General features: G+C 67.8%; 13 protein-coding genes. 8 read left to right on the plus strand and 5 right to left on the minus strand.

Translation table 11 applies throughout. The features are described 5' to 3' along the window. Positions 1 to 54: 54 nt before the first annotated feature. Positions 55 to 411: a hypothetical protein gene (locus EDM04_RS01385; protein ID WP_123619387.1), complete on the minus strand. Its 357-nt coding sequence runs from the start codon at positions 409 to 411 to the stop codon at positions 55 to 57. 1,623 nt (positions 412 to 2,034) lie between these two features. Between EDM04_RS01385 and psmB the strand changes: the two genes are divergently transcribed. Continuing rightward, positions 2,035 to 2,766 carry an archaeal proteasome endopeptidase complex subunit beta gene (gene psmB, locus EDM04_RS01395; protein ID WP_123619388.1) on the plus strand — a complete coding sequence of 244 codons (732 nt, stop codon included), beginning with the start codon at positions 2,035 to 2,037 and terminating at the stop codon, positions 2,764 to 2,766. A 107-nt stretch (positions 2,767 to 2,873) separates the two neighbouring features. On the opposite strand, the gene EDM04_RS01400 is transcribed toward psmB, so the two are convergent. Then, complete coding sequence (locus EDM04_RS01400; RefSeq protein ID WP_123619389.1) at positions 2,874 to 3,668, minus strand: protein sorting system archaetidylserine synthase; 795 nt, start codon at positions 3,666 to 3,668, stop codon at positions 2,874 to 2,876. A gap of 141 nt (positions 3,669 to 3,809) precedes the next feature. Between EDM04_RS01400 and EDM04_RS01405 the strand changes: the two genes are divergently transcribed. Together EDM04_RS01405 and EDM04_RS01410 are read left to right on the plus strand one after the other, a co-directional pair. Continuing rightward, positions 3,810 to 4,946, plus strand: coding sequence for an SPFH domain-containing protein (locus tag EDM04_RS01405; protein ID WP_123619390.1), 1,137 nt, complete (start codon positions 3,810 to 3,812; stop codon positions 4,944 to 4,946). 133 nt (positions 4,947 to 5,079) lie between these two features. Beyond that, positions 5,080 to 5,700 (plus strand): MarR family transcriptional regulator, encoded by a 621-nt coding sequence (locus tag EDM04_RS01410; protein ID WP_123619391.1) that lies wholly within the window; start codon positions 5,080 to 5,082, stop codon positions 5,698 to 5,700. 48 nt (positions 5,701 to 5,748) lie between these two features. Here the strand turns inward: EDM04_RS01410 and EDM04_RS01415 are convergent, their stop codons facing one another. From EDM04_RS01415 to EDM04_RS01425, 3 genes are all read right to left on the minus strand, one after another. Beyond that, positions 5,749 to 6,003 carry a hypothetical protein gene (locus tag EDM04_RS01415; protein ID WP_123619392.1) on the minus strand — a complete coding sequence of 85 codons (255 nt, stop codon included), beginning with the start codon at positions 6,001 to 6,003 and terminating at the stop codon, positions 5,749 to 5,751. Positions 6,004 to 6,182: 179 nt separating this feature from the next. Then, positions 6,183 to 6,782 (minus strand): DUF84 family protein, encoded by a 600-nt coding sequence (locus EDM04_RS01420; RefSeq protein WP_123619393.1) that lies wholly within the window; start codon positions 6,780 to 6,782, stop codon positions 6,183 to 6,185. 20 nt (positions 6,783 to 6,802) lie between these two features. Further along, positions 6,803 to 7,579: a cobalamin-binding protein gene (locus EDM04_RS01425; protein WP_123619394.1), complete on the minus strand. Its 777-nt coding sequence runs from the start codon at positions 7,577 to 7,579 to the stop codon at positions 6,803 to 6,805. Between the two features lie 203 nt (positions 7,580 to 7,782). Here EDM04_RS01425 and EDM04_RS01430 point away from each other — a divergent pair, with 203 nt between their 5' ends. From EDM04_RS01430 to EDM04_RS01450, 5 genes are all read left to right on the plus strand, one after another. Next, positions 7,783 to 8,757 (plus strand): transcription initiation factor IIB family protein, encoded by a 975-nt coding sequence (locus tag EDM04_RS01430; protein WP_123619395.1) that lies wholly within the window; start codon positions 7,783 to 7,785, stop codon positions 8,755 to 8,757. A gap of 101 nt (positions 8,758 to 8,858) precedes the next feature. Next, complete coding sequence (locus EDM04_RS01435) at positions 8,859 to 9,563, plus strand: type I 3-dehydroquinate dehydratase (protein WP_123619396.1); 705 nt, start codon at positions 8,859 to 8,861, stop codon at positions 9,561 to 9,563. Positions 9,564 to 9,701: 138 nt separating this feature from the next. After that, positions 9,702 to 10,709, plus strand: a complete 1,008-nt coding sequence (locus EDM04_RS01440; protein WP_123619397.1) for a hypothetical protein — start codon at positions 9,702 to 9,704, stop codon at positions 10,707 to 10,709. 587 nt (positions 10,710 to 11,296) lie between these two features. Further along, positions 11,297 to 12,265, plus strand: a complete 969-nt coding sequence (locus tag EDM04_RS01445; protein WP_123619398.1) for a rhomboid family intramembrane serine protease — start codon at positions 11,297 to 11,299, stop codon at positions 12,263 to 12,265. Next, the gene (locus EDM04_RS01450; RefSeq protein WP_123619399.1) at positions 12,266 to 13,189 is read left to right on the plus strand and encodes an endonuclease V; all 924 of its coding nucleotides are present in this window, start codon (positions 12,266 to 12,268) and stop codon (positions 13,187 to 13,189) included. The last annotated feature ends 105 nt before the right edge of the window (positions 13,190 to 13,294 follow it).

Below are 13,294 nucleotides of genomic sequence, written 5' to 3' on the forward strand. Positions count from 1 at the left end.
CGCGGACAAAAATCCCCCCGACGCCGCGATCGTCCCGCAGCTGAGCGCGAGGCGCTACCGGAGCGAGGGGAGGAACTCCGCGAGCCGCGAGCGAAGGGTCGTCCGTCGGTCGGAGTCGTCGTCCGCGTCGGACGCCTCCGCGAGCTTTCGGTTCTTCTCCTCCAGCAGGTCCTCGTACTGTTCGGTGACGCGCCGGAGCTGTTCGTCCTTGCGTTCGACCTCGGCTTCGAGCCGCCTGATCTCTCGTCTCTGGGCGGTCGTCCGCTCCTCGAGATCGTCGTCAGACTGCCCCTCCGGTCGCCTCTCGCCGCCGCCGTTCGGACGATCCGGCGCGGTCCGAACGACCGTCTCGTCCGTCCGGCGCGATTCGAACCGATCGGTCGGGCTCTCAGCGGGGACTTCGAAATCCATAGGACGTGTTAGTAGTTGGCATGCGAACCCGATAAAGGTGAGTCAGACGAATGGCGTGCGCTCCGTGCTGACGCCGGCTTAACCGATTATTCATTTTATGAGTCTCGAAATTTATATGAGTTATGTCGGTGTCAGCCGACACGGACGCGCTGATTCACAACGGGAGTGGGTATTGCAGATCGGTGGCTGCGATTCAGTATTTAAACGATCGTGAGTGGCAGCGACGGCTTATAAAAGCGGTGCGGTGGCGCGTGCCTTCGAGGTCGCTCTGCGGCCGAGCCGCGAGGGACCGAAGGTCCCTCTGGAAGCCGGCGCGAAGCGCCGGCGACAGCACCGCGCGAGGGAGTCGCGACCAGCGTGGCGCGGAGCGCCACGGGCAGCCGGCGCGGAGCGCCGGCGACGAAGGGAGCGACGAGGCTGGGGAGGTGTGAGGCTGCGGTTGCGGAGCGGTCGGGATGGGACTCAAAGGGGCAGCCGTGAGGGCGGCGTAGGCGATGCAAGCACCGCAGGAACGAGCAACGCGAGTGACGAGGAGCGCAGCGAGCGTACGCCGCCCTCACGGCTGGGGCTTTGCAGGTCTTCACCGCAGAGCCGTCGATCGCTTATAAACAGCCACCAGCGACACCACTCGATCACGTATAAACAACCGCTCCCACAACGTGCTATACCCACTCTCGCACTCGATCAAAAGGTACCTTTCACCGATCGCCCGTTCCAGATGCGAATACGCTTGACATCCTCTCCGCCCTGAAGGGCGAAGATTCCCACGGTCCCGAACCGCTGGTTTGGGGTGTTTACGGTTTGTAGCTGTCCCGGTGACCGCCACTGGCTGTGCCAATCAGCCGGTACTCCTATCCCGGCATGGGATTCAGAGGTACTTCTTACTGTACCCGAACACTACAACAGAAAGGGTGCTTTCTGTGTGTGGTCGGGAATCCCGATATTGTCCGATTAAGTGGGCGGATAGACCGCCTCGGWTRASTRTTRATAYACGRKMACKCARCTTAAAACATCCGTCCGGCACGTTGAATATAGTTCGCGTAGGAGTTGTCGGATTCATCCCCGCGCTGAAGCGCGAGGCTTTCCCCTCGAACTTCCGTAACCGACCCCACCCTACTTCGCTCGCCCTGAAGGGCTGGCTCGTTGAGGGTGTCGTCAGAACGCGTTGCGTTCTGACTGCTAACCAGAAATCTCCGATTTCTGGTGATGGGGCTTTGATGTGGCCCTCGCCGTCAGTTGACGCGACGGGGCGTTTTGTGCGCCCCGCCTACCGAACGCCCTTCGAGGTCGACGAACCCACCATTTGGGGCCGGGCTACTGCGGCCCGTACTGCGCGGGACTTGTGCCAGCACAGCACTAACTGGTAGTACGGGAGGCTGCAACTTAACGGCTGCTCAGTACCATGTCGGTTTCCTCTCCGGCCTCACGGAGCGACCGGAGGGAGCGAGTAGGCCGGAGGCTCCACCTCGAAGTATGCTGAACAAGCGCAGCTCGGTACCGGTTCTCGGGCCGAGTCGCATATAAACGGTATCGAGGCCGTTCGGTGACGCATAGACCCGTCGGAACCGGCGGTCGGTCCCCGAAGGGTTGCCTTTATCAGCGCGCCGGGACTACGGTGGCGTAATGCGAACACCGACTGGCGACCTCTCCGACGGGCCCGCCGCGGAACTCGGCCGCGACCAGCCCGTCTTCGGACCTGAGATCGGCGAGTTCGAACACAGCGAACGCCGCGCGGCGCAGGCCGACGGCGAGGGCGAGATGAAGACCGGCACCACGACGGTCGGCATCAAGACCGCCGACGGCGTCGTGATGGCGACCGACATGCGCGCCTCGCTCGGCGGCATGGTCTCCTCGAAGGACGTCCAGAAGGTCGAGGAGGTCCATCCCCGCGGCGCGCTGACCATCGCCGGCTCCGTCTCCGCCGCACAGAACCTCATCTCGACGCTGAAGGCCGAGACGAGTCTCTACGAGACCCGCCGCGGCAAGGACATGTCCATGGAGGCGCTGTCGACGCTCACCGGGAACCTCCTCCGTTCCGGCGCGTTCTACATCGTCCAGCCGATCCTGGGCGGCGTCGACGACGAGGGCGCCCACATCTACTCCATCGACGCCCTCGGCGGCACCACCGAGGAGGAGTACACCGTCACCGGCTCCGGTTCCCAGTACGCCCTCGGTGTCTTAGAACAGGAGTACCGCGACGACCTGACCGTCGACGAGGCGACCGATATCGCCGCGAAGGCGATCCAGTCCGCCGTCGAGCGCGACCTCGCGTCCGGTAACGGGATCAACGTGGCCGTCGTCACCGACGACGGCGTCGACATCACCCGCTACAAGGACTTCGAAGACCTGCTGTAAGGCGTTCCGGGAAACGTCCCCGACCCTCGTTCTGCGATCCACTTCGGTCCGGTCCGACCCGTTCCGTTCCGATTCCGCGTTCTCACGCCACCCCATACGACGACGGCCTAAGCGCCGCGATCCTCGACGGTGTCGGCGTCTTTGGCGTCGGTCTCGCTTCTCGCGTTCCCCACGTCCTTCGGCGACCGGATCCCGTCCCCCCAGTAGAACCGGGGGCCGAGGACGAGGTAGCCCACGGAGAGGAACAGCAGCGCGAACGCGAACCCCTCGCCGATCCACGCCGGGAGGAGAGAGGTTGCCATGTGACCGAGCGGCGTGAGGATCACGGCCGCCTGCACGACTCCCATCACGAGCGCGTCCTGCGCGTGGAGGTCGGGATACGTGACGGTCGACCCCATCAGCAGCGCGAACGCGGCGGTCGCCGCCACGAGCAGCGCGGGGGCGGTGTAGCCGGCGATAACGGCCGCGGCGAGCACGGTGGCCGCCAGCGTCGTCGGCACGCCCACCGTCTCGCGCTCGTCCGCGTCGTAGGCCGTGTACATCCCGAGCCGGGCGACCGCCAGCGAGACGAACAGGGCCGCGGCGCCGAGCCCGGCGGCGACGAAGGTCGGGTCGGCCGCGAACGAGCGCGCGTCGAGGACGACGAACGCCACGAGCGCGGCGGGCGCGACTCCGAACGACGCCACGTCCGCGAGCGAGTCGAGGTACGGCCCGGCGTCGGTGGAGCCGCGGTGGCGCGCCACGACCCCGTCCAGCCCGTCCGCGACCGCGGCGAGCAGGATGAGGCGGGCCGCGAGCCGAGGGTCGACGGCGGCGGCGACGACCGCGAGGAAGCCGACCGCCGCGTTCGCCACCGTCACCGCGTCCGCGAGCCCGAGCCGCCCGACGAACCGCAAATGCATACGGGATCGGTCGCCGAGCCGGGTTTTAGGGTTTGTTATCTGCGGAGCGTGGGTCGGCTGTGGCGGCCGGGGAACGCGGTTCGCGAGGACCCGTCCGGCGTCGGGCGAAGTATTAAGAACGGGTTGGCCCAACTTCGGGGCATGGATCCGATTCCCCTCCAACTCGGTTTCGGCCTGGTGAGCGTCGGACTGCTCTTCCTGCTGCTCGTGGTCGTCACGCTCTGGCAGTCGTTCGAGATCGTCGACGCCTACGAGAAGAAGACGCTCACCGTGTTCGGCGAGTACCGGAAGCTGCTCGAACCCGGGATCAACCTCATTCCGCCGTTCGTCTCTCGGACGTACCCGTTCGACATGCGGACCCAGACCCTGGACGTTCCCCGCCAAGAGGCGATCACGCGGGACAACTCGCCGGTGACCGCGGACGCGGTCGTCTACATCAAGGTGATGGACGCCAAGAAGGCCTTCCTCGAAGTCGACGACTACAAGAAGGCCGTCTCGAACCTCGCTCAGACCACCCTCCGGGCCGTCCTCGGTGACATGGAGCTCGACGACACGCTGAACAAGCGGCAGGAGATCAACGCGAAGATCCGGAAGGAGCTGGACGAGCCGACCGACGAGTGGGGGATCCGCGTCGAGAGCGTCGAGGTCCGCGAGGTCAACCCCTCGAAAGACGTCCAGCAGGCGATGGAGCAGCAGACCTCCGCCGAGCGTCGCCGCCGCGCGATGATCCTCGAAGCGCAGGGGGAACGCCGCTCCGCGGTCGAGCAGGCCGAGGGTGACAAGCAGTCGAACATCATCCGCGCGCAGGGTGAAAAGCAGTCGCAGATCCTCGAAGCGCAGGGGGACGCCATTTCGACGGTCCTCCGTGCGCGGTCCGCGGAGTCGATGGGCGAGCGCGCCATCATCGAGCGCGGCATGGAGACCTTAGAGGAGATCGGAAAGGGCGAGTCCACCACGTTCGTGCTCCCGCAGGAGCTGACGAGTCTCGTCGGCCGCTACGGCAAGGCCCTCTCCGGGTCCGACGTACAGGAGATGGAGGGGCTCGACGGCAAGGAGTTCGACGACGACACGCGCAAGATGCTCGGGCTCGACGACATCGACGAGATCCTCGGTCAGATCGAGGAGTCCGCGGAGATGGACGTCGAGGAGCTAGAGAAGGAGGCCGAGGCGGTCAAGGCCGGCGGCGCCGGCGCGGACATCAAGTCGGCCGACGAGGTCATCCAGGAGATGGACGAGGAGCCGGTCGACGGCGACGTGGAGACCGAGCGCGAGAGCTGACCGCGGGAGTGAGGTCCTCGGCCGTTGTCGCGGACGGCCGTCGGGCGACCCACCGGTCGACGCCCGAGACGCGAAACGGTCCGATACCGCCCCGAACGAAGTGCTTTTGTCGAGTCGACGATTATCCCGTATCGTGACCGACGGGATCGACGGGCGGAAGCGCGAGACGCTCCGGCGGTTCGCCGCCATCGGAGCCGCCGCGCCGTTCGTCGGGACCGCGAGCGCCGAGCCCGGAGACGACGGAAGCGACGCCAACGAGACCCGCGAGGCGATCCGGGGATACGTGCCGACGACGCCGGGCGCTCACTTCTCGAAGCTCCGCGACGACCTCCGGCTCGGGACCGGCGAGGCGCAGCACCACCTGCGGAAGCTGGAGGAGGCCGGCGAGATCGAGTCGGCGAAGGACGCCGACTTCCGACGGTACTTCCCGGCCGATCGGTTCGACGACCTCGATAAGCGCGCGCTCGGGTACCTCCGGCGCGACACGCCCCGCGGGATGATCCTCGCGCTGTTGCGCGATCCGGAGTCGACCGGCGCGGAGCTGGCCGCAGACCTCGGCGTCTCCCGACCGACCGTGAGCGCCGCCGCCGCCGACCTCGACGAGGCCGGGCTCCTCGACCGGACCGACGGCTACGCGCTGACCGAGCCGGAGCGGCTGCTCACGCTCGTGGTCCGGTACGCCGACTCCTTCGACGCTGACGCCGTCGCCTTCGCGGACGAGGCGGCGTCGCTGGTCGCGTACGACCCCTCCTGAGTCCGTCCTTCCGCCCACCGCCCGTTCGGTCCGGACAGAGACCGCCCGTCAGGCGGTGACCATCCACGTCGTTCCGGACGAGTAACCCCACTTCTCGACGTCGATTTCGGCGGCCGCGTCGACGACCGCGCTCATGTTCGCGCCGACCTCTTTCGCCGAGAGGTCGAGCTCGTCCGCGATCAGTCGCGACTTGAAGTACGTCTTGTCGGCGGCGTTCTCGCGGAGGTACCGCAGGATGCGCGCCTGTTTCGCGGAGAGGCCGGCTGGTTCGACGGCGACCGCGTCGGGTTGGACCGTGCTCATACCCGATACAGGTCGTACCCCTGCATAAGGCGGTTGGTAGACCGGGTTAACACGTCGCAGTCGTGCGGTTTTCCCGTTGATCGGCGCCGGAGGGACGGGTCGATCCCCGCCTTTCGGTACGATCCTCGAACGCCGACCTCGCGACGCCGCGATCCGATCAGTACGGGTCGGCGACAGGATCAGTATAAGTCGGAGACGAACGGTCCGAAGGCACCGGCGACCGCGGTCGCGAGGGCGTCGGCGCGGGAGACCCGGCCGTTCGTGAGCGCGCCCGCGGCGCCACCCCGTCTCGCGACCCCGTTGGTGTCGAGAACGTCGTCCATCACGGGACCCAGTTCTTCCCCCTCGTCGACCCGGGCGGCGACGGCGGCGGGGAGTTCGAGGTTCGGGCCCGCGCCGCGCCCGACTCGGGAGCCGTCCGAGACGGCCGCCCACATCACGAGAAAGAGGCCGTCCGCGCCGTCGAAGCGGGCGACGCCGCCCTCGATGCCGACGCCGAGGTCGTACGCGTCCGGCCCCGCGTCGAAGACGGCCGCGGCCCGGTTCTCGGCGCCGGCGATCGTCTCGGCGTGGCCGGTCGGCTGTTCGCTCACGCCGGAGGGGACCGGGGCGGTCTCGACCGCGACCGTCTCCGGGTCGCCGGGAAGCCCGTCGAGGAGGTCCGGTTCGGTGTCGGGGGTCGCCGTTCCGGAGTCAGGATCGGGTTCGCCCGCGATACCGAGCGCCTGTTCCACCGCGCGCCGCTTCACCGGGTTTCCGCTGCCGACGCCGACTCGCATGGTCGCGGTTCGGCGGCGGGCTAGGAATAGGTCTCGATGTCGGGATGGAGAATCCCAGCCAGCCGCTCGACGCCGTCGATCAGGGCGGGGCTCGGCTGGTTCAGGAGGGAGTCGTCGATCACGTGGACGGGCGCGTCGACGGCCCAGTCGCGGCCCTCGACGGTCGCGGGGTCGATCCGGTCGCCGTGCCCGCAGACGTGGACGATCACGTGGTCGGGGTCCGCGCGCTCGACGGCGGCGACGTCGACCTCGCGGGAGCGTTCGCCGGGCTCGACGAAGGGGTACCGCCCTCCGGCGGCGCGCACGGCGTCGGGGACCCAGTTGCCGGCGGCCATCGGGGGGTCGGACCACTCCTCGCAGTAGACGGTCGGCCGCGGGCGGTCCGCGACCGCCTCGCCGACCCGGTCGAGCCGCTCTCGGGCCTCGGAGGCGAGGCGCTCGCCGGCCTCGGGCCGATCCACGTCCGCGCCGCGGGTGGCGAAGGTCGCGACCGCCTCGTCGAGCGTCGCGGGCTCGCGGTGGCGGACGTCGAACCCGCGGTCGCGGCAGTCGTCGGCGAGGTCGCTCTGGAGCCCGTCGCTGGTGAGGACGACGTCGGGATCGAGGGCGGCGGCGCGGTCGAGCTCCGGATTGAGCCAGCCGCCGACGGCGGCGGGCGCGTCGATGTCGTGCGCGTCGCCCGCCGCCTCCGAGGGATCGCAGTGGTGCGTGACGCCGACCAGGGTCTCGGCGCCGCCAAGGGCCGTCACGGTCGCGGTCGCGCTCGGCGCCAGCGAGACGACGCGGGGAGTGTTCATCGGATGCGGATCGGGCCGCCATCCGCCCAAGCGTTTCGGTCGCCGCGGGTCGCTGATCGAGCCGATCGCCGGAAACAAGTGATAGATCGTGTCCTTTCGTCGGGTTTCGGGCGACGCGTTCCGGTCGTTTTAAGTTTGGTTCCGTCGTCTATCGGGTAAGATCGCTCTCGGGCCGTGTTCAGTTACCGAGAGGGGGTTTAGCCATGAGTGAACGATTACACACGCGGGGGAGTCGCTCCCGAACGGAGACGGACGAGGAGGAATCGGAACAGACCGACGAGACGCTGAGCTGTCCGGAGTGCGGCGGTAACGTCATCAACGACGAGGAGCACGGCGAGAGCGTCTGCGCCGACTGCGGGCTCGTCGTCGAGGCCGACTCCGTCGACCGCGGGCCGGAGTGGCGCGCGTTCGACTCCCGCGAGAAGGACGAGAAGAGCCGCGTCGGCGCCCCGACGACCAACACGATGCACGACAAGGGGCTCTCGACGAACATCGACTGGCGCGACAAGGACGCGTACGGTCGGTCGCTCGGCGCGCGCCAGCGCCAGAAGATGCAGCGGCTCCGCAAGTGGAACGAGCGGTTCCGCACCCGCGACTCCAAGGAGCGAAACCTCAAGCAGGCGCTCGGCGAGATCGACCGGATGGCCAGCGCACAGGGCCTCCCGGACAACGTCCGCGAGACCGCCTCCGTCATCTACCGCCGCGCGCTCGACGAGGACCTCCTCCCCGGCCGCTCCATCGAGGGCGTCTCCACCTCCTGCGTGTACGCCGCCGCCCGGATGGCCGGCGTCCCGCGCAGCCTCGACGAGATCGCCGACGTGTCCCGAGTCGAGAAGGCCGAGATCGCGCGGACGTACCGGTACGTCGTCCGCGAGCTCAAGCTCGAAGTGAAGCCGGCCGACCCCGAGCAGTACGTCCCCCGGTTCGCCTCCGACCTCGAGCTCTCCGAGGAGTCCGAGATGCGCGCGAAGAGCCTCCTCCGCAACGCCAAGGAGAAGGGCGTCCACTCGGGCAAGTCGCCGGTGGGTCTCGCGGCCGCCGCCGTCTACGCCGCCGCGCTCCTCACCAACGAGAAGACGACGCAGGCCGCCGTCTCGGAGGTCGCCGACATCAGCGAGGTCACCATCCGGAACCGGTACCACGAGCTCCTCGAGGCCGAGGACGGCCTCGTCGCCTGAGCCGACCGACGACGCTTTTTTCACGCCGCCTTCCCGACGCCGCCGGTTCCGCGTTCCGCCGGACGCACACAGCTAAGTCCCCGGCCGCGGAACGCCCGCGTATGTTCGAGCAGTTCGTCCTGACCGCGAGCACGGCCGACCTCTCGGAGGAGCCGCGCGCCCGCGAGCACGCCGACGCCGTCGAGTTCCGGATGGATCTGGCGAGCGACCCGCTCGGCCAGATCGACGCGTACGACGGCGAGCTCCCGCTGCTCGTCACGAACCGCGCGTCGTGGGAGGGCGGCGAGGCCGACGACCTCGGCCGGTTCGACGCGCTCTCGACCGCGCTCGGGGACGAGGCGGTCGCCGCCGTCGACGTCGAGCTCGCGGCCCTCCGCGGCAACGCGCCCGAGGGCGAGCGGTCGCACGCGACCGCGCTTCGCGACACGGCTCGCGAGGAGGGAGTCAGCGTGGTCGTGTCGGTCCACGACTTCGAGTCGACGCCCGAGCCCGCCACGCTCGTCGACCTGCTCGCGGACGCGGCGAGCGAGGGCGACGTGGGGAAGCTGGCGACGACCGCGACCGGCCCTCGCGACGCGCTCGCGATGATCGAGGCGACTCACGAGGCGACCGCGGCCGGCCACCGCGTCGCGACGATGTGCATGGGCGAGCCCGGCCGCCACACCCGCGCGGTCACCCCGGTGTACGGCTCGAAGATCGGGTACGCGCCCGTCGATCCCGCGAACGCGACCGCGCCCGGACAGTACCCGCTCGCGACGCTCAGGGAGCTCGTCGACGGGCTGCGAGACGGTGACACGGGCGAGTGACTACTTATAAGCAATCGACCGCAGTTGCGGTTGTTTGGCTCTGTTGAAGCCCTCAATAGGAGATATGTTCTGATCCTCTGTAGTCAATAGAAGGTAAGGTCAGAAGACATATACCAATACCGTCGGAAGCAAGACAACATGACAAAGCCCTCCCGAAGGCAGGTTCTTTCGGCCCTCTGTACGGGTAGTGGCGTCCTCCTCGCCGGCTGTACGGCGGCACCAAAAGCGTCGAACGACAAGAACGAAACCGCGACGACGGAAGGGGACGGTGAAACAACACCACCCGAATCTAACCAATCGGTTCCGAATTTCCCCGAGAACACCACCTCGAATGCGTGCCCACTGTTTGATAGTACGGAACAGGTTGTCTGCTACGAGGCGGTCGATCCCGAAGCGATTCCAATCGTACTCGTTCCAGAGACCCAGTCAGTCCAACCGGATCAACCGGTTGGGTTCACGCTTCGGAATCGGAGTGAACAGCGGTTCGAGACCAACCACTACCACTGGCAACTGTACAAGCGCGTGGACGGCGACTGGCACTACATCGCGCCTGAGCACTGGCCGGAGCCGCTAACGCCGCTGGAGGCCGGCGACGAACACACGTGGACCGTAACGGTAGCAACCGATCGCGTTAGTGACGGGGATTCCATCGAACACGTAGAGGGGACAGAATCGCTCACGCTCGCCGGTCTCGGTGGCGGTCACTACGCGTTTGGGACCGACGGATGGTTCGCGGCCGCCTCCTACGAGGAGAGCATCGCACTCGCAACGGGGTTCGAGTTGAACGCCGATCAGCTACAGCTGACGCCGACGGCGGCGATCTCCGAGACGGAGTGGGACGGTGAAACGCTCGTCGCGCGTTCGACGCGCGGCGAATCAGACGGCGAAGATGACCAGCCGGACAAGTTCGTCCTCGAACGCGTCGACGGTTCCGAGACCGACGCAGAACGAGTCATCGCCGAGCAGGTCGTCCGCAACGACCAATTGCGCGACAGTATCGCACTGAGCCGGAGACACGACACCGATCGAGTCCAACTTGAGGAGTTCAGCAGTTCGATTCCCCCATTCGGGCTCCAAGAGACCCGCACGTACGAGTTCGAAGGCAACCGCTATCGAGTGACAGTAAGCGCAGGAGAATCGTCGTAGTGTTAGTCCTGAGCAATCTGCAGGTACAAACCGATTTACTTAGATCGGGATGTTGACCAATGAGGCACTGTGTTCCACGAGGACTTACGAATCGCTCAGTACAGGCGAAGCACAGATCGCTCAGTAAGCATCTCTCATCGACCGGCTGTTTCAGATGAGGATCTATCTGAAGAAGAGGATTTCAACAGAGCCGATTGTTTATAAACTAACACGGTGTGGCCGGCGCGTGCCTTCGAGGCCGCCCCGCGGCCGAGAAGCACGCGCGAGGGAGTCGGTGGTCCGGAGCGAAGCGGAGGACCACCGACGAGGCTGGGGAGGCGTGAGGTGCGGGGCGGTCGCTGTCGGGTGGGACTCGAAGGGGCAGCCGCGAGGCGGGCGCAGGTGACGCAAGGACCGCAGGGAACGAGCGGAGCGAGTGACCGAGGACCGCAGCGAGCGTGCGCCCGCCTCGCGGCTGGGGCTTCGGTGGTGTTCAGTCCTGCAGCAATAGATGCGATTTATGAGCCATCATCGAAGCCGTCGACCGCCTCCCCGTGCACCACGTATAGAGCCAAACCGCTTTACGACCGCCCCCGTAAGTGACGGCAATGGCGACGTGCGACGTGTGCGGGGAGTACGAGAACCTCCCGTACCAGTGTAAACGGTGCGGCCAGACGTTCTGCGCCGAACACCGCCTGCCGGAGAACCACGACTGTCCGGGGCTCTCGCAGTGGAACGATCCGGGCGGCGTCTTCGACAGCGGGTTCGACGAGAGCGTGGAGGGATCGGGAGGCGGCGGTCGAACCGGCGGCCGCGCCTCCGGGGGCGTCGTCGGCCAGTTCAAACGCCGGTTCGACCGCGCGACCGGGACCGGCGGGTTCGTGAGCTTCTTCCGCAACAACGCGACGTACGCGGTCCTGCTCGCGATGTGGCTCACCTTCGTCGCGCAGTGGGTCGCGCTGTTCGTCGGCGGTCGGGCGCTTCACGACACCCTGTTCGTGCTCCAGTCCGACGCCCTCGGCAACGTTTGGACGTGGGCCACCTCGGTGCTGTCACACTCCCCTGGGGTCCTGTTCCACATCATCGGCAACAGCATCGTGATCCTGTTCTTCGGTCCCCTCGTCGAGCGCGCGGTCGGATCGAAGAAGTTCGTCGCGTTCTTCTTCGGGGCGGGGATCCTCGCCGGCCTCGGCCACGTCCTGTTCGCGATCGCGACCGGCGCGCCGACGACCGGGGTGCTCGGGGCCAGCGGCGCCGGCTTCGCGATCCTCGGCGTGCTGACCGTCTGGCGGCCGAACATGCAGGTGCTCCTCTTTTTCGTCATCCCCATGAAGATCAAGTATCTCACGTGGGGGATCGCGCTCGTCTCGGCGGTGCTCGTGATCCAGACCGGAACGGGCGGCGTCGGCGGCATCGCGCACCTCGCCCACCTGATCGGATTCGCGATCGGCCTCGCGTTCGGCAAGCGCAACGAGGGCCTCGCGCGGTCCGCGGGCGGCGCGGGCGGGATGCGAATGGGCGGCGCGCGCGGGCCTCGCGGCCCCGGTGGACCAGGCGGCCCCGGCGGGCGCTTTTAAATGACACCGGCGATCGATCCGGACGCCGTCGCTCGGCCGGAGTTCCTCCCCGATCCGACGCTCTCCCGCGCGGAGATGGAGTCGCTCCAGCGCGAGCTGGCGGCGACGGCGACGTTCGCGGACGACCACGGGATCGACCCGGCCGCGGTCGCGATCGACGAGCCCTCCGACCTGACAGGCGGACTGCCCGACCCACACCAAGAGACGCTTCCGGGGACGCACTCCGACGCCGGCGATTCCGACGCGCCGGTCGTCGTGGGGATCGATCAGGCCTTTCTGCTGCCCGACGACGGCGAGGACCGGGCCGTCTCCGCCGCGGTCGCGATCCGCGGCGGCGACGTGGTCGAGTACGCGAGCGCGATCACGTCCCTCTCGATCCCGTACGTCCCGGGCCTGCTGTCGTTCCGTGAGGGAGAGGCGATGCTGGCGGCGCTCGACGCGCTCTCGGTCGAACCGGACCTGCTGGTGTGTGACGGCTCCGGCCGGATCCACTTCCGGGAGGCCGGGATCGCGACCCACGTCGGCGTGCTGCTGGACGTGCCGAGCGTGGGCGTCGCCAAGAGTCTGCTGTGCGGCGCGCCCGACGAGTCGACCGACGGGCGACCGCCGGGGTGGCGGACCCCGATCCGGGCGGACGCCTCGATGGAGACGACGGGCGTGGACGACGGCGACGGCGGCGACGCCGGCAACGACACCGACGCCAACGGAGACATCCCAGCCGCCCCCGTCGTCGGCTACGCCTTCCAGTCCCGGCAGTACCCGAACAGCCGGCGCGTGAACCCCCTGTACGTGAGCCCCGGTCACCGGGTGTCGGCCGCGACGACCGTCGAGTTCGTCGCGGCGCTGTGTGCGGGCTACAAGCTCCCGGAGCCGACCCGGATCGCGGACGCGTACGCCGACGCGGTGAAGCGGGACGAGACGTGAACGCGAAGCGGAAACCGACCCGACGAGGGACGGAACTCGGCGACCGAACCCCCGTGCCATGGGTTGCCACAGGCAGGCGGTTTATATACGCTGGGCCGCGAACGC

The organism is Halorubrum sp. CSM-61 (assembly GCF_003781945.1).
Taxonomy (GTDB): Archaea; Halobacteriota; Halobacteria; order Halobacteriales; family Haloferacaceae; genus Halorubrum.